Source organism: Vibrio sp. Vb2880, assembly GCF_033337975.1.
Classification (GTDB): domain Bacteria; phylum Pseudomonadota; class Gammaproteobacteria; order Enterobacterales; family Vibrionaceae; genus Vibrio; species Vibrio alginolyticus.
The window spans coordinates 55,659-80,125 of the sequence record NZ_JAWORT010000011.1 but is presented as its reverse complement, the minus strand read 5'-3'; the positions used below and the strand labels follow the sequence as shown (position 1 = coordinate 80,125).

At 45.0% G+C, this 24,467-nt stretch carries 18 protein-coding genes; 13 read left to right on the top strand and 5 right to left on the bottom strand.

Annotated features, from left to right (window positions below; all coding sequences use genetic code 11):
- Positions 1-206: 206 nt before the first annotated feature.
- Complete coding sequence (mltF, locus tag R7M92_RS13680) at positions 207-1,784, bottom strand: membrane-bound lytic murein transglycosylase MltF (RefSeq protein WP_025998701.1); 1,578 nt, start codon at positions 1,782-1,784, stop codon at positions 207-209.
- 299 nt (positions 1,785-2,083) lie between these two features.
- On the opposite strand from mltF, the gene purL reads away from it, so the two are divergent.
- Complete coding sequence (purL, locus tag R7M92_RS13675; protein WP_053306532.1) at positions 2,084-5,977, top strand: phosphoribosylformylglycinamidine synthase; 3,894 nt, start codon at positions 2,084-2,086, stop codon at positions 5,975-5,977.
- Between the two features lie 294 nt (positions 5,978-6,271).
- Positions 6,272-6,580, top strand: a complete 309-nt coding sequence (locus R7M92_RS13670; RefSeq protein WP_025998700.1) for a DUF3622 domain-containing protein — start codon at positions 6,272-6,274, stop codon at positions 6,578-6,580.
- Between the two features lie 90 nt (positions 6,581-6,670).
- On the opposite strand, the gene R7M92_RS13665 is transcribed toward R7M92_RS13670, so the two are convergent.
- The 3 genes from R7M92_RS13665 to R7M92_RS13655 all read right to left on the bottom strand — a co-directional run bounded on the left by R7M92_RS13665 (position 6,671) and on the right by R7M92_RS13655 (position 10,747).
- Positions 6,671-7,111, bottom strand: coding sequence for a hypothetical protein (locus R7M92_RS13665; RefSeq protein WP_005381599.1), 441 nt, complete (start codon positions 7,109-7,111; stop codon positions 6,671-6,673).
- Between the two features lie 118 nt (positions 7,112-7,229).
- Positions 7,230-9,416 carry a TonB-dependent receptor domain-containing protein gene (locus R7M92_RS13660; protein WP_053306531.1) on the bottom strand — a complete coding sequence of 729 codons (2,187 nt, stop codon included), beginning with the start codon at positions 9,414-9,416 and terminating at the stop codon, positions 7,230-7,232.
- Between the two features lie 263 nt (positions 9,417-9,679).
- Complete coding sequence (locus R7M92_RS13655) at positions 9,680-10,747, bottom strand: succinylglutamate desuccinylase/aspartoacylase family protein (RefSeq protein ID WP_017820600.1); 1,068 nt, start codon at positions 10,745-10,747, stop codon at positions 9,680-9,682.
- Between the two features lie 330 nt (positions 10,748-11,077).
- On the opposite strand from R7M92_RS13655, the gene R7M92_RS13650 reads away from it, so the two are divergent.
- Entirely contained in the window at positions 11,078-11,617 is a 540-nt protein-coding gene (locus R7M92_RS13650; protein ID WP_005381596.1) for a DUF3332 domain-containing protein, read from the top strand.
- A gap of 64 nt (positions 11,618-11,681) precedes the next feature.
- Here R7M92_RS13650 and R7M92_RS13645 read toward each other — a convergent pair whose 3' ends face one another.
- Positions 11,682-13,154: an aminoacyl-histidine dipeptidase gene (locus R7M92_RS13645; RefSeq protein ID WP_053350265.1), complete on the bottom strand. Its 1,473-nt coding sequence runs from the start codon at positions 13,152-13,154 to the stop codon at positions 11,682-11,684.
- 1,023 nt (positions 13,155-14,177) lie between these two features.
- Here R7M92_RS13645 and R7M92_RS13640 point away from each other — a divergent pair.
- From R7M92_RS13640 to ribBA, 10 genes are all read left to right on the top strand, one after another.
- Positions 14,178-15,467: an NCS2 family permease gene (locus R7M92_RS13640; RefSeq protein ID WP_318133635.1), complete on the top strand. Its 1,290-nt coding sequence runs from the start codon at positions 14,178-14,180 to the stop codon at positions 15,465-15,467.
- A 264-nt stretch (positions 15,468-15,731) separates the two neighbouring features.
- Positions 15,732-16,196 (top strand): oxytetracycline resistance phosphoribosyltransferase domain-containing protein Tet(34), encoded by a 465-nt coding sequence (gene tet(34), locus R7M92_RS13635; protein WP_005381590.1) that lies wholly within the window; start codon positions 15,732-15,734, stop codon positions 16,194-16,196.
- 91 nt (positions 16,197-16,287) lie between these two features.
- The gene (frsA, locus tag R7M92_RS13630) at positions 16,288-17,535 is read left to right on the top strand and encodes an esterase FrsA (RefSeq protein ID WP_005381586.1); all 1,248 of its coding nucleotides are present in this window, start codon (positions 16,288-16,290) and stop codon (positions 17,533-17,535) included.
- Positions 17,536-17,650: 115 nt separating this feature from the next.
- Positions 17,651-18,040 (top strand): sigma factor-binding protein Crl, encoded by a 390-nt coding sequence (gene crl / locus R7M92_RS13625; RefSeq protein WP_005381584.1) that lies wholly within the window; start codon positions 17,651-17,653, stop codon positions 18,038-18,040.
- 121 nt (positions 18,041-18,161) lie between these two features.
- Positions 18,162-19,301 carry a glutamate 5-kinase gene (proB, locus tag R7M92_RS13620; RefSeq protein ID WP_005383771.1) on the top strand — a complete coding sequence of 380 codons (1,140 nt, stop codon included), beginning with the start codon at positions 18,162-18,164 and terminating at the stop codon, positions 19,299-19,301.
- A gap of 17 nt (positions 19,302-19,318) precedes the next feature.
- Entirely contained in the window at positions 19,319-20,569 is a 1,251-nt protein-coding gene (locus R7M92_RS13615; protein WP_318133633.1) for a glutamate-5-semialdehyde dehydrogenase, read from the top strand.
- A gap of 206 nt (positions 20,570-20,775) precedes the next feature.
- A complete protein-coding gene (gene nrdR, locus R7M92_RS13610) occupies positions 20,776-21,225 on the top strand; it encodes a transcriptional regulator NrdR (protein WP_005381578.1) in 450 nt (149 codons plus the stop codon).
- Between the two features lie 7 nt (positions 21,226-21,232).
- Positions 21,233-22,360: a bifunctional diaminohydroxyphosphoribosylaminopyrimidine deaminase/5-amino-6-(5-phosphoribosylamino)uracil reductase RibD gene (gene ribD / locus R7M92_RS13605; RefSeq protein WP_005383627.1), complete on the top strand. Its 1,128-nt coding sequence runs from the start codon at positions 21,233-21,235 to the stop codon at positions 22,358-22,360.
- A gap of 8 nt (positions 22,361-22,368) precedes the next feature.
- Entirely contained in the window at positions 22,369-23,022 is a 654-nt protein-coding gene (locus tag R7M92_RS13600; protein WP_005383626.1) for a riboflavin synthase, read from the top strand.
- Between the two features lie 173 nt (positions 23,023-23,195).
- On the top strand, positions 23,196-24,305 hold the full coding sequence (gene ribBA / locus R7M92_RS13595) for a bifunctional 3,4-dihydroxy-2-butanone-4-phosphate synthase/GTP cyclohydrolase II (protein WP_005381573.1): 1,110 nt from the start codon (positions 23,196-23,198) through the stop codon (positions 24,303-24,305).
- Positions 24,306-24,467 lie beyond the last annotated feature (162 nt).

Below are 24,467 nucleotides of genomic sequence, written 5' to 3'. Positions count from 1 at the left end.
CATCAAGTGAGCTAAACCATGTGGTTGTAAAGTAATCTGTTACAAAGCAATCAGTTTTACTAACGATGAAGAAAAGGCGACCAACCAAAGGAATGGTTGAGTGTGGTTGGTGTCACTCAGAATATTGGAGTCTAGATAAGTTTTCGTTAGGACTCAACAAAAATGACGAGCTTCATAGGCTCGTCATTTTTTAGTTTACCGCGGGTTTATTCTTCAATGCTTTCTTGTTCGGTGTCTTCTTCAACCGTGACGTCAGAAGCGCCAGAGACTTGTTCTACGACGGTCTCTACTGCGCCCGATATCAAAATGTCGGGGTTGAGCGGCGGAATCACTTGCAAGTCATCGCTATTCTCATCAATCGCTGGCTGTTGGCTGACATGACCAATGATGGATTGGTAGTAACGTCGAATATTTTCTACGTAATTACGCGCTTCATCGCCTCTGGCGTACCCATAGCGAGTTTGGCTGTAATAGCGCTTCTGACGCAGTAAAGGCAGCCTATCTTTTACATCGGCCCAAGCGTTCGGATCGCCACCTTGTGCTTTGGTGAGTCGTCGTGCGTCCATCATGTGGCCGTAACCAATATTGTATGAAGCTAACGCAAACCATATTTTTTCATGCTCGTTGATGCTATCAGGCACGCGACCTACAATGCGACGTAAGTACTCGACACCACCACGAACAGATTGCTCAGGGTCTAAACGGTTTGTTACCCCGACGCTTTTCGCCGTTGGCAGAGTCAGCATCATCATCCCCCTAACACCCGTTGGCGATTTTGCTGTTGGTTTCCAGTGTGACTCTTGATACGCCAATGCTGCAATTAAGCGCCAGTCGAACTCTTCGCTGTACTTTTGGAATAAAGGTGCCCACTTAGGCAATTTGTCATCCAGAGCTCGAATGAATGCGCGAGTATCAACGTAGTCAAATGCTTCAATATGACCAATGTACTTCTCTTCGAGGGTGGACAGTTCTCCTGATTGTTTGATGTTACCGAAAAACTCTATCAGCATTGCATACAAGCTTTCGTCTTCAGAACGTCGAGTAAACCAAGACACAGGTTGATCTTCTGTAAGTTCGAACGCGAGCGCAAGATCGGGGTAAAGGCGTTGAGCTAGGGAAAGTTCCACCGAATCAGTCACAGTAAAACGTAACTCACCCTTCGATACGTATTTGAGTAAGTCTCTCGTGTCAGCATCACCAACAATTTCAAACTGAAGTTCTGGATACTGCTTCTTTAACGCTGTTAGGGTCGGAACATATTGCGATTGTTCAACGATCTTTAATGTTTGAGCGCCTGCATTTGTATCTTCGTCGGACTCGTCGTCTTTCGAGGCTTGGTATTCAATGAGTTGTTCGATATCACGTGGTCGAAGTTGCCCTTTTTTATATACCACTTGTTGGCTTACATAATAATAGGCAGGGCCTGGTCTAAATCGTTTGACTGCTTGTGACGTTTGATTTAAACCCGTAGCGATGATATCGATATCTCCTTTCTTAAGAGCAGGAAAAAGCTCAGCCTGGCGAAAGGCTGGTTTAATCTCGAGTTTGACGCCGAGCTGCTCCGCAAACTGACGCGCCAATTCGTAATCCAACCCTGCGGGACCATCGGGACCTATGTAGTAGGAAAGCTGATTGTTTAGCGTGCCAACACGAAGCACACCACGTTCTTGAATTTTTTCAAATTCACTTTTGGGCTCCGACTCAATCTGGCAAGCAGAGAGCAAAAGAACAGAAACTAAAATTAGAGCACTGCGCTTGAGCCGGTTGAAGTGACTTATTTGCATTAATAGGTACATCTTGGAAAATTTCTATTTGCCTTTATATCAAAGCGAGCTCATGGGGCAAAGTGAATCACACACTTATAACGTGACATTGTGTGTTTTATCGACATTTTAGTTGTAATTCAAATTTGACAAAAAAAATGACGCAAACGGTTGCTTTTGGTGTTACATCACAAAAACAATTACTATATAATGCGCTCGCAATGACGAGGTGGAATCGGCATAGGTTCGACAGGGCTTATTTTAAGTGTCTGAATTTATTCCAATATCACCTTAATCAATTGCATAAGAGACCTAAGCACATGAGAATTTTGCGTGGCTCCCCAGCTCTTTCTGAGTTTCGTGTTAATAAACTACTGGAACTTTGTCGTGAACAAGATCTGCCTGTAACTGGCATTTATGCCGAGTTTATGCACTTTGCCGATCTAAAGTCAGACCTTGATGACCAAGAGTTAGAAAAACTTGAAAAGTTACTAACTTACGGCCCAACCATCGAAGAGCATGAGCCTGAAGGTCTTCTACTTCTTGTCACGCCTCGTCCTGGCACTATCTCGCCTTGGTCTTCTAAATCTACCGATATCGCTGTTAACTGTGGTCTGGAGAAAGTGAAACGTCTAGAGCGTGGTACGGCTTATTATGTCGAATCTTCAGTTGTTCTATCAGAAGCTCAAGCTGATGCTGTTAAAGCGTTAATTCACGACCGCATGATGGAAACAGTATTCACAGAATTTGAAGCCGCATCAGCATTATTTACTGTTGCAGAGCCTAAGCCTGTCGCACATGTTGATATCTTAGCTGGCGGTCGTCTTGCGCTTGAAGAGGCAAACGTTTCCCTTGGCTTGGCACTCGCAGAAGATGAAATTGATTACTTGGTAGAGAACTTTACTAAGCTTGGGCGTAACCCAAACGACATTGAATTGATGATGTTTGCTCAGGCGAACTCAGAGCATTGTCGCCACAAAATTTTTAACGCAGATTGGACTATCGACGGGGTAGATCAACCTAAGTCTTTGTTCAAAATGATCAAAAACACTTTTGAAACGACACCTGACTATGTGCTGTCTGCATACAAAGACAACGCAGCCGTTATGACAGGTTCTAAAGCGGGGCGTTTCTTCCCTGACCCTAAATCTCGTCAATACACGTACCACCATGAAGATACGCACATCTTGATGAAGGTAGAAACGCACAACCACCCAACGGCAATCTCTCCATGGCCGGGCGCATCGACTGGCTCAGGCGGTGAAATCCGTGACGAAGGCGCGACGGGTATCGGCGGTAAGCCAAAAGCGGGTCTGGTTGGTTTTACAACCTCTAACTTACGTATTCCTGGTTTTGAACAGCCATGGGAAACCGACTTCGGCAAGCCGGGTCGTATTGTGAATGCGTTAGACATCATGCTTGAAGGTCCTCTAGGAGGCGCGGCATTCAACAACGAATTTGGTCGTCCAAATCTATTGGGTTACTTCCGTACTTACGAAGAAAAAGTCACTTCTCATGCGGGTGAAGAAATTCGTGGTTACCACAAACCAATCATGATTGCTGGTGGTATGGGTAACATCCGCGATGAACACGTACAGAAGAAAGAGATTCCAGTGGGTGCGAGCCTCATCGTACTTGGTGGTCCGGCAATGAACATCGGTCTTGGTGGTGGCGCGGCATCTTCCATGGCATCTGGTCAGTCAGCAGAAGATCTGGACTTTGCTTCAGTACAGCGTGAAAACCCAGAGATGGAACGTCGCTGTCAGGAAGTGATCGACCGTTGTTGGCAGTTAGGCGACGACAACCCAATCGCATTTATCCACGATGTGGGTGCAGGCGGTATCTCTAACGCATTGCCTGAACTTGTCGACGACGGTGAGCGTGGCGGTAAGTTCCAATTACGCGATGTACCAAACGATGAGCCGGGCATGAGCCCACTGGAAATCTGGTGTAACGAATCACAGGAACGTTACGTTCTAGCGGTAGCGCCAGAAAACATGGAAGCATTCGACGCAATCTGTAAGCGTGAACGCGCACCGTATGCAGTGGTGGGTGTGGCGACAGAAGAGCGTCATCTAACGCTAGAAGATTCTCACTTCGACAATACGCCAATCGATATGCCAATGGATATCCTGCTTGGTAAGCCACCGAAGATGCACCGTGACGCAACCACACTAAAAGTGGAAAGCCCTGCCATTGTTCGTGATGGTATTGAGCTTAATGAAGCGGTGGATCGCGTACTTCGTCTTCCTGCTGTTGCAGAAAAAACATTCCTAATTACTATCGGTGACCGAACAGTAACGGGTCTGGTTGCTCGTGATCAAATGGTTGGTCCTTGGCAGGTACCAGTAGCAAACTGCGCAGTAACAGCGGCAAGCTACGACACTTACCATGGCGAAGCAATGTCGATGGGTGAGCGCACGCCAGTGGCATTACTAGACTTTGGAGCATCGGCTCGCCTAGCCGTTGGTGAGTCACTAACGAACATTGCGGCAACAGACATCGGTGATATTAAACACATTAAACTGTCTGCGAACTGGATGTCTCCAGCGGGTCACCCAGGTGAAGATGCGGGTCTTTACGAAGCAGTGAAAGCGGTTGGTGAAGAATTGTGTCCTGCGTTAGGTTTGACTATCCCAGTTGGTAAAGACTCCATGTCGATGAAAACCAAGTGGGAAGAAAACGGCGAGAGCAAAGAAGTCACTTCTCCACTGTCGTTAGTTATCACGGCATTTGGCCGTGTGGAAGACGTACGTAAGACCGTGACTCCACAACTACGCACTGACAAAGGAAAGACTTCTCTAGTTCTTGTTGACTTGGGTAACGGCAAAAACCGCTTAGGTGCGACAGCATTGGCACAAGTATACAAACAGCTGGGTGACAAACCTGCTGACGTAGATAATGCAGAGCAGCTAAAAGGCTTCTTTGATGCAATGCAAGCGTTAGTACGTGATGACAAGTTAGTGGCTTACCACGATAAAGGCGACGGCGGTCTGTTTGTTACACTGGCTGAGATGGCATTCGCGGGTCACTGTGGCGTAAAAGCGAACATCGCAGAGCTGGGTGACGATGCGCTGGCCGTTCTATTTAACGAAGAGCTAGGTGCGGTTGTTCAAGTTAAGAATGATGATCTAGATTCAGTTCTATCTACTCTGGCGGCAAACGGCTTAGAGGCATGCTCACATGTGATTGGTTCTGTTGAAGCTTCAGACGACTTTGTTATCACTTCTGGTGATGCAGTTGTGCTTGAACGTTCACGTACCGAACTACGCGTTATCTGGGCTGAAACAACGCATAAGATGCAAAGCCTACGTGATAACCCAGCGTGTGCAGACCAAGAGCACGAAGCTAAGAAAGACAACTCTGACCCGGGTCTAAACGTTAAGCTCAGCTTCGACGTAAATGAAGACGTTGCAGCACCGTACATTGCGAAAGGTGCTAAACCTAAGATGGCAATTCTACGTGAGCAGGGCGTTAACTCCCACGTCGAAATGGCAGCAGCGTTTGACAGAGCAGGCTTTGAAGCAACCGACATCCATATGAGCGATATCCTAACAGGCCAAGCGGTACTGGATGAATACCATGGCCTAGTAGCTTGTGGTGGCTTCTCTTACGGCGACGTACTAGGTGCGGGTGAAGGTTGGGCTAAGTCTATCCTGTTTAACGCACAAGCACGTGAGCAGTTCCAAGCGTTCTTCAACCGTGAAGAGACGTTCTCTTTAGGTGTGTGTAACGGCTGTCAGATGCTGTCGAACTTGAAAGAACTGATCCCTGGTGCAGACTTGTGGCCACGTTTTGTTCGCAACGAATCTGAGCGTTTTGAAGCGCGCTTTAGCCTAGTCGAAGTACAGAAATCTGATTCTGTATTCTTCGACGGCATGGCTGGTTCGCGCATGCCAATCGCGGTTTCCCACGGAGAAGGGCGTGTAGAAGTACGTGATACAGAGCACCTAGCAGCGATTGAAGCATCAGGTACGGTTGCGGTTCGTTACGTGGATAACCTCGGTAACCCAACACAACAATACCCGAACAACCCGAATGGTTCGCCAAACGCGATTACCGGTTTAACAACAGCAGACGGTCGCGTAACTATCATGATGCCTCACCCAGAGCGCGTATTCCGCACAGTTGCAAATTCTTGGGCTCCGGAAGGTTGGGGTGAAAATGGCGCTTGGATGCGTATGTTCCAAAATGCCCGTAAGAATATCGGTTAATTAACCAAGGTTAATCTAGCTTAAGTAAAGCGTTGGTTGAGAGACCAGCGCTTTCTTTTTTCTTATCACTCTTTTTTCTTCGTCGCTCTTTCTAGTGACTTGGCGAAACGTTGCTTTGTTCTGCCTCTTCTTTGTCATCTATTATCTAGCGTAAAAAACTTGCAGCGTTTAGATTACTTTTATGCTCTAATACCGCGCTTACCAAGGGATGGTGTTAAACAGCTCAGCTTAGATGGAGTTATCAAGTTGACCGAATCCCTGATTGATCCCTAAATCCCTTAGGAAATGAAAGAAATGTCTAAGAATCCAAAATTTGCTATCCGCGTCACTGAAAAACGTAACGGCTGGAGCGCAGAAATCACTCGCCAAGTGACATCTCGTAAGACTGTAGTATCAAAGCGTGAAACAGGCTTTGACAGCGAAGAGAAAGCACAAGCTTGGGCTGAACAAGAACTGGCTGGATTTATCCAAAACCAAGTGGTTCGTAACGAGCGTAAAGCAGCGCAACGTCAAGAGCGCGAAGCAGAACAACTAGCGGCAAAAGTTCGTAAAGAAGAAGCCCGCAAAGCACGTGAAACCGAAGTAGACACTGACGAAGAATAAGTTTAAATCGGTGAGATGGTGACGTTACCCATCAAACAAATAGTGAAAATGCCCTGAGTTTTGTCTCAGGGCATTTTTTATTTATATCGGCTAAAAACAATCCGACGATACGGACAAGCTAAACGTGCCGTCTTCAGGGGCTGCAAATTGTTTATTGCCAGGAAGAAGGTGAGGGTTATTAGCATAAGTGCGATGTGTCGATTTGACCTTTGCAGAATGTCTTTCCGGTAAATCAAAGTGTTGTAAGCCGTCAGATAGATCGTTTGCTTCACCGTAGTCGAAATGTGTTGCGACGTCTTTGGGCTGCTTGGCGTAACGACAGTGATCCGGCTTACCATCTTCGTGCCAAGTTAAAGAGTTAGTTTTTGCATCTAGATTCAGGTTATTTGCTGTTGGCTGTGCGTAAAAATCTTCTGAAACTTGGTGCTTGCTTTGTTCTTGTAAGTAGTCTGCAATGTTCTCAGAAGCTTGCGCTAGGCTACCTACAGGGAAGAAGCAAATCAGAAGAAGCCGTGTTTTTAGATTGTTCATAATGTGTATGCAAGCAAAAGGAAATGATAATACTGATAAATAAAACGGCGTGCAATTATGGCCATTGGATACGATATAACAGGGCAGTTAATGTCTGCCCTGCATCTTTTAGGTATGGTTAGTATTGATAAGTGAGGTGCAGTTTGACTTCGCGACCAGGCGAAGGCACGCCATTAGATAGGTATGCTTCGTAGTAACGATCGGTTAAGTTTTTCACAACCGCGCCAACGCTCAAGCCTTCGACTTGTTGTATTTCCCAAACCACGTAAGCGTTTTGTAGCGTGTATTGCTCACTTGGCGATTTCACTTTTAAATTATTACCGCTTGCCTTGGTTTTGGTTTGCGCATCATACCAACGGACTTCCCAGCCCGTACGTAAACCAGGAATCCATTCGTAACCCAAACCCAGATTAATGTTTAATGGCGGTACATCAGGATGATCATCATCTGAACCTGTAGAGTCAGATAGGCTACCTTTGTTTTTGCCGCGAATGTAACTTGCTGAGAAATTACTGTAGAAATCTTCAATCCGGTATTGTGAAATTAGCTCAAAGCCATAGTTTTTAAAGCCATCTAGGTTTGTATTCCAGCTTTGTAACTCAGTAGTATTTTTGTCGAGGTTTTCGCCCGTTCGTATATCAACTGTGTCGCTAACATCGTTATAGAACATAGTTAACTCTGTTGCGAGGTTATCGCGAGAGTTCACCAGCCCTTCCGTTAAGTTGATAACGCTTGCTTGATAAGCATGGATACGAGACACGTCCAGATTCAAAGCAGTAGCCGTAGCGGTAGCTCGCGCATATTGCACTGAGTAGATGTTATCAACGGTTGGTGCTTTTAAAGCGTAGGCGTAGGAGGCGTTTAAACGCGTATTATTGCTCGCATCAAAGTCGATATCCAAACGTGGGCTAAAGCCTTTATGCGTCGTTTCACCGTAGTTATGTCCGGCAGCTGGATCATTATAATCCGGCGCTGCGTTCCCTTTTCCTTCACTCTTGATGTATTCGTAACGCAGAGAAGGTGTGATTGTTAGGCGGTCTGTTGCTTGATAGTGATCAGCAATGTAAGCGGCATAAATTGACTGCGTGCCAGATGGTTCGTAGTAAGGGGTGTACCAACCGTAGTTTTTCGCTTCATTACTGTCGTATGATGCGTTGAATACTAACGAGTCTCTATCGGTTTTTTGATATTGAAGCCCAGTGACTAGAGTGTGGTCTCCGAATTGTGCTTGGTTAAACACATCAACGTAGTCACGCTCGTAACTCAGCCATGACTCATGACCGTAACTGCCAACAGAAACGAACATTTTCTCGAATGCTACGTCAGGGCGAACCCAATGACGATCGTTTTCGGAACGTGCCATTTTGATATTGAAATCAATATACGGGTTAGTCGGCATGTAGTGGTAAGAGATGGTTGTGGTGTTGTCCGTGTATTTGTTATCGACGGTGTAAGCGTATTGGGCTTTTTCTAATGAGCCGTATTTCTTGATATTGTATTCGGTGATGTTAGGCATTTTTCCGCGACGGTTAGCCCAAGGTTTACGACCTTCATCTTTGTAGCGAGTATGGCTAATTTCAAACTCGTGATCGTTATTTTCATAACCGACCTTTACGAGCATGTTTTCTTGCTCATAACCTGAGTAATCTAGCGTTTCACCACCTCCGACTTTAATGTCATCAGAATCTTTTACCGAGCCATTCGCTAGAAAATAAAAACCAGTATCGTTTTTACCATAGAGTGTTAGCGTGTAGGCGTTCTCATCGCCGTTGGTGTTGTATGCACTTGAGATGCGAGCACCAAAGTTTCTTTCGCCGTACAGGAGATCATCGACACTTTTGGTTTTAATGCGAATGGAGCCACCAAACTTCCCGTTGAGTGCTCGATAGTCGTGCGCGCCCTTGATAATTTCTGCTTCGCCAATTAAGAACGGATCAAAAAAGAAGGTACCGTAGCGGTATTGTTGAAAGCCAATTGGAGCGCCATCGACAAAGACGGCGATATCGCTTGGATCATCAAAACCACGAATGTTAATACGTTCGCCACCAGAACGACCGCCACCATCTATTGATGCACCGGGAACGGCATCGATCATTGAGGCAAAATTAGAGTACTGTTGCTCTTCAATCTCTGACCAATTAATGGTGGTTTGCGCAGGCTCAGCAATGGTAATAGGTTTGGCATAACGAACGCCTATGACTTCAAGCTCTTCATTTGGCGCTGTCTCGGCATATGAATAAAGAGGGAAGAGCAAAGCCAGTGAAATGAGATTTACTTTGAATGGATGACTTTTTAATCGTTTCATATTGATGATTTATAGTGTTTTTATGAAGCTGGGATTATAAGAACATTATTACGATTAATAAATGATAATGAGATTAATTATCAAATGTGTTTTTGCGACGGATTGTAAAGTTTTTTATCCATTCGTGGAAACTACGATAAGTATCGTTAGCGTACATAAAACAAAAAGCCCAGCATCATGGACGCTGAGCTTATTGGCTTTAAACAAGATAGTGCGAGCACTGTTGCTCCTTTTGAGCTAATCAGGCGCCTATTTGATAGGAATTACTGAGTTTCTAACGGTATCTGTCCGGTTGTCAGCGGCTCGGCATCGAATTCAGTGAGGCCTTCAATATAGCTTTCGACTGCTTGCTCTAAAGCATTATCACCTTGGTTAAAATAGGCAAGGTGGAAAATTGCATCGCCTTCGTTCACCAATGGTAATGTTTGTTGACCGATAACCAAACCACGCTTCGGGGCTTTTAGTTCTATCTCATCATGACCAAGAGGAGAGCTAATATAAGCGAGCGTTTCCCCCTGTTCTACTTTGTCTCCCAGATTAACGACAGTACGCAAAATGCCGTTACCTGACGCGCGAACCCAGCTGGTGGACTTCGCTATGATAGGCTCAGGCAGCTTTTTCCTGCTCGCACGCAACATACCAATGGCTTGCATTACGCGCCGAACCCCGAGTACACCAGCGCTTATCGAAAGTGGATCAAAACGCAATGCTTCGCCAGCTTCGTAGGTGAGCACTGGAATATCGCATTTTTCTGCTTCACTGCGTAAAGAGCCATCACGCAATGCTGAATCAACAATCACTGGCGTCGCAAATGCTTGAGCAATACGTAGAGTTTCTGGGTTGCTTAAGTTTGCGCGAATCTGTGGCAAGTTCGTGCGGTGAATGGCTCCTGTGTGTAGATCCAAAATGTAGTCACAACGCTTGGCAATGTTGTTAAAGAACCCGTGTGCCATACGAGATGCAAGTGCGCCTTTTTCACTGCCAGGAAAGCAACGGTTGAGATCTCGTCGGTCGGGCAAGTAACGAGATTTATGGATGAAACCAAAAACGTTAACGATAGGTACTGCAATGACAGTGCCTTTCAGTTTTTGTGGATCCAGTTGGTTAATGATCTGACGAACGATTTCTACGCCATTAAGCTCATCACCATGGATAGCAGCATTCACCATTAACACTGGTCCTTCTTGTTTCCCATGGATGATTTCCACAGGAATAGATAAAGGCGAATGTGTATATAGCTTCGCTGCTTCAAATTCGATCTCTAATCGTTGTCCTGGTTGTATTTGATGTCCTAAGAGCTCAAACACTTTGCTTTTTTTACTTCTGGCCATAAACCATCTCTGTCAAATGCGTCATCAGCAATGTAACAATTGCTGCAAAATCGCACTAATCATTCTCATTAAGGACACGACAAATTACTTTAATCGTCATGCGTGAAATTTTGGTATGTGTGAAGTTTTTGTTTTCAATATGATCTTTTCTATCAGTTTAATACATAACAAGACATAGAGAAGAGTGCGCAATAATAGCCTTAAAAAATGTGACTGTATTAAAAATAATACTGTTCATGGAGGACAAAAAAACGGACTTTTAACCCTACTTTTTATCCGATAATATCCGCGCCGAATTTGAGGTTTCACACTTTCTAACTAGAGGTTTTGATGAAAAAGGCAATTGCTAAAATTGGTGCATTGACTGCGGTAGCAGTTTCACTTTCAGGTTGCGTAGGTAGTAATGCCGTGACAGGTTATGTTATGGGGTTTAACTTGAAAGCTGTTGACAACCGTTACGCTCGAGGTGGTCTAAATATGCTTTTAGCGCCTGTTTATGGTGTCGCGATCGCAGCGGATTATATCGTGTTTAACTCTCTAGAATTTTGGACGGGTAAGAACCCGTTAAATGGTAAGCCACATATCTTCGATACAAAGGTAGATACTTACATTGATGTCAATCACCAGTTAGATAAGTCGTTAACGACTGCACCAATCGCACCATTAGCGGATAACCGTGTCATTGAGCAGGGGCGAATGCAGCAAATCGATGAGAACACCGTTCAAATGGATATTACTTACAGTAACGGTGAAAAGGCGACACTCATGGGTGTACGCGATGGTGAGTTTGTTACTTACTACATTGATGGTGAAGTTGCTGCACAAACCTCAATGGATGAGTTAGCCGCTTACGCGCAAAACCGTGTGTAGTTGGGTTCAACTAAACCAAAAAAAGGGTGCCGTATGGCACCCTTTGTCGTTTTTCGTGATTGAATTATGCTTTCTCTGGAATCGCTTCTAAAAGCGCGACCATCTGTTCCCAGTACAACTGAACAGTATCAATCTTCACTTTCTCATCTGGAGAGTGAGGGAATTTTATTGTTGGACCGAAAGAAACCATATCCATGTGTGGGTATGGTTCTTTAAATAGGCCACACTCAAGACCAGCATGGATGACCATGATGTTCGGCTTATGACCGTAAATGCCTTCATACATATCACGGAAAATTGCCATGATCTCGGAATCTGCATCTGGCTTCCAGCCAGGGTAAGCGCCTGAGAACTGAATTTGTGCGCCTGCTAGCTCAGTAATCGAGCGCAGCATGCTTTCCACTTGGCTACGGCCAGAGTCAATGAGAGAACGAATCAAGCAAAGCACGGTGACTTTATTTTCTTCTGTGCTGATCACACCAACGTTTAGAGAAGTTTCAACAACGCCTTCCACCTCATCACTCATACGGATTACGCCGTTTGGACAAGCGTTAAGTGCCGCAATGAATCGTTGCTGATCGGCGATTGAAAATACTTGGGCGTCAGTCGTGATCACTTCATTAAAGGTTACGATACCTGTTTCGATTTTACCCAATTCAGTTTTAAGCAGCTCAGTGTAGTGGTTGAACAGCTCAGCAAGCTTGTCTTGGTTTTCGACAGGAAGCGCGACAGTAACAAACGCTTCGCGAGGGATTGCATTACGTAAGCTACCACCACGGAATTCGACTAAACGTAAATCAAGCTCTTGAGCATGACCGGCAAGGAAACGACCAAGTAATTTGTTGGCATTACCGCGACCTGTGTGAATGTCACAACCTGAGTGACCACCTTTTAGGCCTTTCAGCGTCAGTTGGCGTGTTACAAAACCTGCAGGCGTTGATTCTCGAGAAATATCGAAAGTCATGGTGCCATCAACGCCACCTGCACAACCCATGTAGACTTCGCCTTCTTGCTCAGAGTCTGTATTTAGAAGAATCTCACCCTCTAACCAACCAGCTTCAAGGCCAAATGCGCCAGTCATGCCTGCTTCTTCATCAATCGTCAGCAGAACTTCGAGTGGACCGTGCTTAATATCTTTAGATGCCAATACAGCAAGGCAAGAAGCCATACCAATACCGTTATCTGCACCAAGCGTCGTGCCTTTCGCAGTTACCCATTCGCCATCGATGTAAGGTTGGATTGGATCTTTGGTGAAGTCGTGTTCAGTGTCTTCGTTTTTCTGCGGCACCATGTCGATGTGTGCTTGAAGTACAACAGCCTTCTTATTTTCCATTCCTGGTGTCGCGGGCTTTTTGATGAACACGTTACCGGTTGGATCACGGCGAACGTCAAAGCCTTGCTCTGTTGCCCAGTTGATAATGTACTGTGCTAATGCTTCTTCATGTTTCGATGGATGAGGGATTGAACAAATCTTATCGAAAAACTGCCAAAGTGGAGCAGGTGATAAGGTACTGATCTCAGAATGGAACTCAGACACGGAGGACTCCTTTTGATGTGCTTTGCCAAATATATACCGTAAAAATATTGTCAAGGTAGCATTAAATGCTAGACGATTTGGCCTTCAAATTGCCGTTAGCATACCACCAGATAAGGAGTACGAGTAGTCGCGATCACAAGGATTTCTCTCAGAACTGTCACAGTTTGTGAATACAATAACAAGCACTATGTGTTCTCTATCATACATTCTGAAAGTGGCTTTATTTTTTAATTCATAAAATTGTAATTTAATTACACATAAACTTTGATAAAGGTCAATTTATGCATTTTTTGTGATTTCAATCACTAAAATGCTTGTAATTAAATTTCTTGGTGGTATATTTGTAACCAGCTTCTGAGAGAAGAATGAAATGCTCAAAGGATGAGTCCGTTTTATCGCCTCCAAGGAACCGAGAAATCAACGAATGTTTAATTGATTTAAAAGGTGATAGTTATGAAAGGTTTACCAAGTACAATGTTCTGGAATAGCAAGTCTGTTTACACCGGTAACTTTGTATACCCAACAAGCTTTGGCTACTAAGTGAAGTCAACGCATGTGACTCGAACAGTTTGTTCACCCCTATAAATTGGAATTTTTTTTCAGTGATAGTGCTGACATGATTCACCGCCACCCAAATTGGGTGGCGTTTTTTTATCTCTATTTTCTCTTCCTGACTCACTTATTGCCATCAAAGCCTTCTTCTATTCCCCATTCTTCGGTTTTATCGACTTTTCCATCAAATCTGTTAGATACCATGTTTAAAATGGGCCTTTTTCATCTGAAAGTTTAGTACATTGCTCAGTTTTTATTCTCTTTTAGAGAACTGTGTTATCTGGGTTAACTATTGTTTTATAAGAATATATTTCTTTGCTTGCTTTGATAGATTAGAGAATGTGTTTCATATCCAAAGAAAAAAAACGCATTAGAGTGAAGATTCTATCTAGAATTTGCTATTTGATAACTTTATAATTCCCGCCAATCGATTACGCAACCGTTTACTTTTTACCTTTACAGGATTCGATCATGCTCGAGAGGCTTTTTAAACTCAGTGAAAATGGCACAAATGTGCGCACTGAGATCATTGCAGGTGTTACGACCTTCCTAACTATGGCTTACATTATTTTTGTAAACCCAGCGATCCTGTCGGATACCGGTATGGACCGTGGCGCCATTTTTGTTGCGACTTGTCTTGCTGCCGCAATCGGCTGTTTTATTATGGGATTTGTTGCCAATTACCCAATCGCACAGGCACCAGGAATGGGCCTGAACGCATTTTTCACTTACTCTGTTGTATTGGGAATGGGTTATACGTGGCAAGTTGCGTTAGCGGCTGTATTTGTTTCTGGCCTTCTGTTCATTCTTTTAAGCGTATTTAAGATCCGTGAGTGGATTATTAACTCGATCCCGCATTCTCTACGAACAGGTATTTCAGCTGGTATTGGTCTTTTCTTAGCGTTTATCGCATTAAAAAATGCAGGTATCGTCGTTGATAACCCAGCGACATTAGTTTCTATGGGAGAGATCACATCATTGCCATCTGTATTGGCCGCGATTGGTTTCTTTCTTACGATTGCATTGGTTCACCGTGGTGTGAAAGGTGCGGTGATGATCGCCATTCTTGGCGTTACAGCGCTTGGTCTTCTATTTGGTGATGTGCAGTGGGGCGGTATTATGTCAACGCCACCAAGCATTGCGCCAACTTTCATGCAACTGGATTTCTCTGGTTTGTTTGAAGTAGGCATGATTTCCGTCGTATTTGCTTTCCTATTTGTCGATTTATTTGACACCGCAGGTACGCTCGTTGGCGTTTCTCAAAAAGCAGGCCTAACTGATGAGAATGGCAACATCCCTCGTTTAAACAAAGCGTTACTTGCAGACTCAACAGCAACGTCAGTAGGTGCATTACTTGGTACCTCCAACACGACATCTTATATTGAAAGCGTTTCTGGTGTAGCTTCGGGTGGGCGTACTGGTCTAACAGCCGTGGTTGTTGGTGTACTCTTCCTACTTGCTCTATTGTTCTCACCACTTGCGGGTATGATCCCTGCTTATGCAACGTCAGGTGCGCTATTCTATGTGGCGATCTTGATGCTGTCTGGGCTAGTAAGCATTGATTGGCGTGACCTAACTGAAGCGTCCCCAGTTGTTGTGACTTGTTTAGTTATGCCGCTAACATTCTCGATTGCAGAAGGTATCACGTTAGGCTTTATCGCATACGCGGCGATCAAGTTATTCAGCGGTAAGGGCCGTGAAGTGTCGATGAGTGTATGGGTGATGTCAGCCATCTTCATCGTTAAATACCTCGTCGGTTAATTTCTCGAGCAAAAAGCCAGTGTGGATTTATTCACGCTGGCTTTTTCTTTTTTTACGTTGTTCACAGAAGACGGTTTTTCTGCGGAATAGGCAGAGAATTTTGATATCACCGTTGGTATTAGCGGTGTGTTTCGGTAGAATAATCGTTTGCGCAGCTTGAAATCCTCGTCTCCAAACATTTTGGAGAAGTTAGTGAGCATTCCGCTTTTGAGTGACTTCGCTAGATTTTGAGGATGCATATTTTCAAATTATTAGGTTATTACAATGAGTAAAAAATTCATTATCACTTGGGATGCAATGCAGACTTACTGCCGTGAACTGGCTGAGAAACAAATGCCAGCTGAGCAATGGAAAGGAATTTGGGCGGTAAGCCGCGGCGGTTTGGTTCCTGGCGCTATTTTGGCTCGTGAACTGGGTATTCGTTACGTTGATACAATCTGTATTTCAAGCTACGACCATGATCATCAGCGCGATATGACGGTACTAAAAGCACCTGAAGGTGATGGCGAAGGTTACCTAATCGTTGAAGACCTAGTAGACAGTGGTGATACAGCGCGCAAACTACGTGAGATGTATCCAAAAGCGAAAATGATCGCTGTGTGTGCGAAACCATCAGGCAAAGAGCTGCTGGATGATTACGTTGTAGATATTGCTCAAGACACTTGGATCGAGCAGCCTTGGGATATGTCAATCCAGTATGCTGAGCCAGTAAACCGCAAGCAAAAATAAGCGCGGTTAAAGAATATTGAGAAATGCCCCTTTATAGGGGCATTTTTTTTATTATGATATTAAATCATGCTAATAGCCTAGGGTTCTTCCTATGTCTGAAGACGTCAGTAAAAATCTTTCCGAAACTTTGTTCGTGAAACATAAGCAAGCAAAAGAAACCTCCGCGCTTACCCAGTACATGCCGACCAGTAAAAAAATACTTGATGAACGAGAAGCGCAGGGTGATCGTGCTTGGTATCGTCATTTGCGTCGCTTGCAATGGGCTTGGCAAGGATTGTCTCCGATCGAAATGGAAGGCGTACTGTCCAAAATTGCTTCATCATCTCACTCGCGAACCAATGATGATTGGTTAGACACTGTAATGGGTTATCACAGTGGTAACTGGACATTTGAGTGGATCAAGCTTGGTATGGATCATCAGAAGCGAGCAAATGAAATGCAAGGAGAAGAGGCAGCGGATGAACTCTTCACTGCTTCTTTGTGTTTTAGTATTGCCGGCTACCCACATTTAAAAAATGACAACTTGGCATCGCAGGCTCAAGTACTGGCAAACAAAGCGTATTCTGACGGCGCAGAAAAAACTAAGTACACCATCAAGCAAATTGAAGTGCCTTACCAAAATCGCAAAATCATCGCGAACCTCCATTTACCAAGAACGGATAAACAGTTGCCTGTGGTCATGGTGAGCGCTGGTTTGGATACTCTACAAACCGACATGTGGCGTTTGTTCCGTAATCGTCTTGCACCGCGAGATATTGCGATGTTAACCGTAGACATGCCTTCGGTAGGGCATAGCTCTCATTGGCCCTTGACCGAGAATTCAAGTTGCCTACATCAAGCGGTATTGAATGAGCTTTACTCGCTACCTTGGGTTGATCATCACAAAGTGGGGTTAGTTGGGTTTCGTTTTGGTGGTAATGCAATGATCAGACTCTCTTTTGTCGAGCAGGAAAAGATCAAAGCTTGTGTCGCTCTAGGCGCACCCGTACATGATATTTTTACTTCCCCTCAGAAGTTACAAAAAATGCCGAAGATGTATTTAGACCTTTTGGCTTCCCGTTTGGGGAAAAATGCGGTTGATATTAATAGCATGGCTGGTCAGATGATGGCGTGGTCATTGAAGGTTCAGGGCTTCCTGAGCAGTCGAAAAACCAAAGTGCCTATTTTGGCTTTGAGTCTTGAGGGCGATCCAGTGTCGCCACACAGTGATAATCAACTTGTTGCTCTATTTAGCCAGTATGGTAGAGCGAAAAAAATCAGTTCCAAAACAATTACAAAAGGATATGAGCAATCCCTCGATTTAGCCATAAAGTGGCTAGAAGATGAATTATTAGGGTGACAATTCTCCTAAATTAGTTAAGAGTGATATATCTGAGCAAAAAATAAGCTCATGATAATTAAAAATAATAATCATTCTTGGGTGTTTACTTTTAACTATGAAAACGGAGATTCATATGTCAGAGACGACTCAGGGCCCGACTCACTTTCGCTTGATGTCAAAGTTGAAGGCGATAGGGCCTTACCTGCGCGAACCACAATCGCAAGAAGGGCGCTATTATTTTGATTGTTTATCTGTATGTGTAGACGACAAAAAATCGCCTGAGAAGCGTGAATTTTGGGGCTGGTGGATGGATTTGGAATCCATCGAGGGAGGCTTTACTGCTAAATATCATATTGGCAAGTACAACAAAGAAGGGCAATGGGTATCTGAAGCCCTTCCCAAAAAAGTAGTAGAGGAAGTGTATCTCACGCAGAGCACATTCCATCAAAAGCTGGTTGATACTTTAGAAGAACACTTCAAATTAGAAGTCGAATATCACACGGAGTCTTTCGATTTCGCTTAATTTGGTTGTTTTCATTTAATACCAAACAAAAAGGTGCGAAAACGCACCTTTTCTCTTGTTAATTCCCTATTTGATTGTTAAAACATCCTCTCTTTATTTGTTTTTCACTTCAGAAGACATCATGACAACGAATCAACAAAATGCAGTTGTTTCACAACCACAAACTGTCGTTGTGAAACTGGGTACAAGTGTGCTGACAGGCGGCACTCTGGCACTCGACCGTGCACACATGGTTGAGTTAGCACGCCAGTGTGCTGAGCTTAAAAAACAAGGCCATTCAATCGTAATGGTTTCGTCTGGTGCGATTGCAGCAGGCCGTGAGCATCTTGGTTACCCCGCATTGCCCAACGAGATGGCGAGTAAGCAGTTACTTGCCGCGGTGGGGCAGAGTCGCTTGATTCAAACATGGGAGTCTTTGTTTGGTATTTATGGTATCAAGATCGGCCAAATGCTACTAACCCGTGCCGATTTAGAAGATCGTGAGCGATTCCTTAACGCGCGCGACACTATTAATGCGCTCGTTGCGAACGATATTGTTCCTATCGTAAACGAAAATGATGCCGTTGCTACTAGCGAGATTAAAGTTGGCGATAACGACAACCTTTCCGCTTTGGTAGGCATTTTATGTGGTGCAGATAAGCTCTTGCTTTTAACTGACCAAAAAGGTCTGTTTACTGCTGACCCTCGTAAAGATCCGAACGCAGAGCTTATCAAGGAAGTAAAAACCATCGACGATACGCTGCGTAAAATCGCAGGTGGAAGCGGTACAACATTGGGTACTGGTGGTATGGCAACGAAGCTGCAAGCCGCAGACATCGCTCGCCGCGCAGGTATAGAGGTTATTATTGCTGCTGGTAGTGCGCCGAATGTTATCTTTGACTCTTTAAGTGCTGAACCTCAGGGCACGCGCTTCCTACCTTGCGCTGAAGCCTTAGAGAATCGTAAACGCTGGATTCTAGCGGGACCTGCGGCATCGGGCGACATCGTTATTGATGATGGTGCAGTCAATGCTGTGGTCGGCAAGGGCAGTAGCCTACTTGCTAAAGGGGTCATCAAAGTTAGTGGTGACTTCGCACGAGGCGAAGTAGCGCGTGTAACAAACGCTCACGGTAAGTTGGTGGCTCGTGGCATCAGCGCCTACTCAAGTGATGACCTAACTAAAATTACGGGTAAGCACAGTAAAGATATCATCTCTATTTTGGGTCATGATTATGGCTCTGAGGTGATTCACCGCGATGATTTGGTCGTCATTCAGGAATAGAATTAGAGGGAAGCAAAGTGGATTTAACGAATATGGGTAAAGCTGCTAAAGATGCAGCTTTCGAATTAGCGACAGCGTCAACTGCGCAAAAAAACCAAGCATTAGCCATCATTGCTGATGAGCTAGAAGCAAACTCTGCTGCTATTTTGGCGGCAAACGCTAAAGACATCGAACTTGGCCGTGAAGCGGGTTTAACCGATGCGCTGCTCGATCGCCTTTTGCTTAACGAAGAACGATTGACTGCAATTGCGAATGATGTTCGCAACGTCATTAGCCTGAACGATCCTGTAGGCAGCGAAATAGACAGTAAGGTACTGGAAAATGGGATGTCACTGTCTCGTCGTCGCGTGCCGCTTGGTGTCGTGGGCGTAATTTATGAAGCGCGTCCAAACGTAACCATTGATATCGCAGCGTTGTGCTTGAAAACCGGCAACGCAAGCATTTTACGTGGTGGCAAAGAGACCTTTTTCTCGAATATGGAATTAGTGAAGGTTATTCAGTCTGCGCTCGCAAAGGCGAACCTTCCTGCCGCTTCTGTGCAGTACATTGAAAAACCAGATCGTGAGCTTGTTTCTCAATTGCTTAAGTTGGACGATTACGTCGACATGATCATTCCACGCGGTGGTGCTGGCCTACACAAAATGTGTAAAGAAAACAGCACGATTCCGGTGATTATTGGTGGCTTTGGTATCAGCCATATCTTTGTCGACGAATCCGCTGATCTAGAGAAATCCCTGAATGTGGTTGAGAACTCTAAAGTTCAACGTCCATCTGCGTGTAACTCATTAGATACGCTGCTCGTGCATGAAAAAATTGCAGCGCAACTCCTACCAATGATCGTAGAGCGCATGAACGATAAAGTGACCTTCGTGACAGAGCCTAAGGCAAAAGCACTGATGGCTCAAGCAACACAAATTCGCGATGCTGTTGAAGGTGACTTTGATACGGAATGGTTGAGCTACACTCTTGGTGTAAAAGTTGTGTCTGATGTGAAAGATGCCATTGATCATATGCGTGTCCATAACGCGAGCCACTCAGATGCGATCATGACCAATAGTTTGGAAAACTCAGAACTGTTCATCAATTCTGTCGGTTCGGCGGCGGTTTATATGAATGCTTCAACGCGCTTTACAGACGGTGCGCAATTTGGCCTTGGCGCAGAAGTCGCAGTATCTACACAAAAGCTACATGCACGCGGTCCGATGGGCTTAGAAGAGCTAACTAGCTACAAGTGGGTTGGTAAAGCGAACTACTTAGCACGCAGTTAACACATTCGACGAGATCTTGAGTGAAAAAGGGGCCTTTGCGCCCCTTTTTGTTTTGTCTAACATACCAATTCCGCTACACTACATGAGCTTTTATTTCGGTTTTAAAGCGTTATACCCAAATAGCTTTAATAGAGTCCGTATAACCATGAACGCGTGGTTATCCGTGATTGCTCATGAGGTTATTTTGGTATAGATATGGAGGTGATATGCATTGTCCTTTTTGTTCCGAGAACGATACCAAAGTTATTGATTCCCGCTTAGTGGCTGATGGCCATCAAGTTCGACGTCGCCGTCAGTGCTTGGCGTGTAGCGAGCGTTTCACTACGTTTGAAAGCGCAGAGTTAGTGATGCCTAAAGTGATCAAATCGAATGGCAACCGTGAACCATTTGATGAAGATAAAATGGTTGGCGGTATTCAACGCGCTTTAGAGAAACGCCCAGTGAGTGCCGATTCTATAGAGTTAGCGATCAGTATGATCAAATCACAACTGCGTGCGACGGGTGAGCGAGAGGTTCCGAGTGAAATGATTGGTAATTTAGTCATGGACCAGCTCAAAGAGCTCGATAAGGTGGCTTACATTCGTTTCGCTTCCGTTTACCGCAGCTTTGAAGATATTCGCGAGTTTGGCGAAGAGATTGCCCGCCTAGAAGACTGAGTAGCTCATGACTCAACACTCTCCTGAAAGAGCGTTTTCTGATTTAGATTTCGCCATGATGTCACGAGCTATTAAGTTAGCGAAACGTGGCATTTATACCACCGCCCCTAATCCAAATGTAGGGTGTGTCATCGTTCGTGATGAAGAAATTGTCGGTGAAGGCTATCACCATCGTGCTGGTGAGCCGCATGCCGAAGTGCACGCGATGCGCATGGCGGGTGAAAAAGCAGTTGGTGCAACCGCTTATGTGACGCTAGAACCTTGCTCTCATTACGGCCGTACACCGCCATGTGCCGAAGGGCTGATTAAAGCCAAAGTGGCACGTGTGGTTTGCGCCATGGTAGACCCAAACCCGAAAGTTGCAGGTCGCGGCATCCAGATGTTACGTGATGCCGGAATTGAAGTACAAATCGGCTTGTTAGAGCAAGATGCCCTTGCCCTTAACCCTGGTTTTATAAAGTACATGCGCACAGGCATGCCGTTTGTTCAATTAAAAATGGCAGCCAGTTTGGATGGGCAAAGCGCACTCAATAATGGTCAGAGCCAATGGATCACCTCCCCTGCGGCCCGCCAAGATGTGCAGCGTTATCGAGCGATGAGTGGTGGTATTCTCTCTACCAGCAAAACGGTGATTGATGATAATGCGTCACTCAATGTGCGTTGGGATGACTTACCTACCAGTGTTCAAGCGCAGTATTTACGAGAAGAACTTCGTCAACCAGTACGTGTAATCTTAGACCGTCAGAACCATTTAACGGGTGCGCTCAAGCTGTTCCACACCGATGGAGAGCGAGTTATTATTCGCTCTGATGGAGACTGTATCCCTCTATTGGACAGCGCTGACCAAATTGACTTATCAACGACATTAAAACGTATCTCGGATGAGCACCACATCAATCACTTATGGGTTGAAGCTGGAGCTACGCTAGCGAGTGCGATGATAAAGGCTAATCTTGTAGATGAGCTCATTGTTTACCTTGCGCCAAAACTCATGGGCAGCGATGGTCGGGGGCTTATCGGTGCTTTAGGGTTAAGCGCTATGGCTGACGTCATAGATTTAAACATTACAGACGTTCGTATGGTTGGGGTAGACATTCGCATCACCGCCACCATAAAACGTAATGAAATTAGATAAGAAATAGTATGTTTACAGGAATAGTAGAAGCAGTTGGCAAGTTAGCTGCGATTACGCCGAAGGGCGAAGACATCACCGTCACGGTTGAAACGGGTACGCTTGATATGTCAGACGTTAAGTTAGGCGATAGCATTGCGACCAATGGTGTTTGCTTAACGGTAGTTGACTTCGGAAGCCACTATTACAGTGCTGATCTGTCATTAGAAACCTTGAAGAAAACTGGGTTTGCTGATTACCAAGTAGGCGATAAGGTGAATCTAGAAAAAGCCATGTTGCCAACAACGCGATTGGGTGGACATATCGTTTCTGGCCATGTCGATGGGGTTGGTGAAATTGTCGAACGCAATTCAGTTGGCCGTGCGATAGAGTTTTGGGTTGCAATGCCTGCGGAAATTAGCAAGTACGTTGCAGAGAAAGGCTCGATTACTGTTGATGGTATTAGCCTAACCGTCAACGACTTACGTAAAAATGCTTTTAAGCTGACGATCGTTCCTCATACGAGTGAAGAAACTACGATTGACCAGTTTCAAGTGGGGCGCAAAGTCAACTTAGAAGTTGATGTACTTGCGCGTTATATGGAGCGTTTACTGCAAGGACAACAAGAAGATAAGGCCGAGTCTCGTATCACGATGGACTTTTTACAGCAAAACGGTTTTGCATAAGTCTTGGGAGTGGCTGCGTGAGGCATGCGATAAAGAGCAGACTCACAGAACACCGCGAGATTCATTGACTTGCTTAATGCAAAGCTCAAACTATTGACCTAACTAGCATTCACTGCAACGTAATTTTTCATTGCTGTCGCAATAACAAATTTAGAATAACGGGATAACAGACTATGCCAATCAGTACGCCACAAGAAATTATTGATGATATTCGCGCAGGCAAAATGGTCATCCTAATGGATGATGAAGACCGCGAGAATGAAGGTGACTTGATCATGGCTGCCGAGCATATTACGCCGGAAGCCATCAACTTTATGGCAACCTATGGCCGTGGCCTGATTTGTTTAACCATGACCAAAGATCGTTGCGAAAGTCTAGGTCTGCCACCAATGGTGCAAGACAATAATGCGCAATACACCACCAACTTTACTGTTTCGATTGAGGCAGCAGAAGGGGTAACGACTGGTATTTCAGCCGCAGATCGCGCACGTACCGTTCAAGCAGCAGTCGCGCCAAACGCTAAAGCTGCGGATTTGGTGCAGCCTGGTCACATCTTCCCTCTCGCAGCTCAAGACGGCGGTGTACTGACTCGCGCAGGTCACACTGAAGCTGGCTGTGATTTGGCTCGTCTTGCTGGTTTAGAGCCAGCATCGGTGATTGTTGAGATCTTAAATGACGACGGCACGATGGCTCGTCGCCCAGATCTAGAGATCTTTGCAGAGAAGCACGGTATTAAATTGGGCACTATTGCCGACCTAATTGAGTACCGCAATAACACTGAGACAACGATTGAACGTGTGGCAGAGTGCAAGTTACCGACAGAGTTTGGTGAGTTCACGTTAGTCACTTACAAAGACACCATTGATAACCAAGTGCACTACGCAATGTGCAAGGGCGATTTGAAAGAAAAAGCGCCACTGGTTCGCGTACATCTTCAAGACGTTTTTACCGACTTACTACGTAGCGATCGTAATGCAGAGCGCAGCTGGACACTAGATAAGGCAATGAAACGCATTGGTGAAGAGGGCGGTGTGTTGGTTGTTCTTGGCCATGAAGAATCGACTGATCTACTTATTCATCGCGTGAAGATGTTCGAAGCGCAAGACAAAGGTGAAGCACCAACGCTTGCTAAAAAACAAGGCACGTCTCGCCGTGTTGGCGTTGGTTCACAGATTCTTGCGGATCTCGGTGTACATGATATGCGTCTTCTGTCATCGACCAACAAAAAGTACCACGCGTTAGGTGGTTTTGGTCTGAACGTTGTTGAGTACGTCTGCGAGTAACAACCGAACAATAAGTTCCTAGTCTTTGACGTGCTTAACTCGTCAATGGCTAGGAACCGGTGATTTGCCTCCAATTTCCATTAGATATTGCTCACAAATTTGTGCTAGAATCCGGCGATTCTCACTTGATGAACATATTTCACTTATAAATAGAGTTAAAGG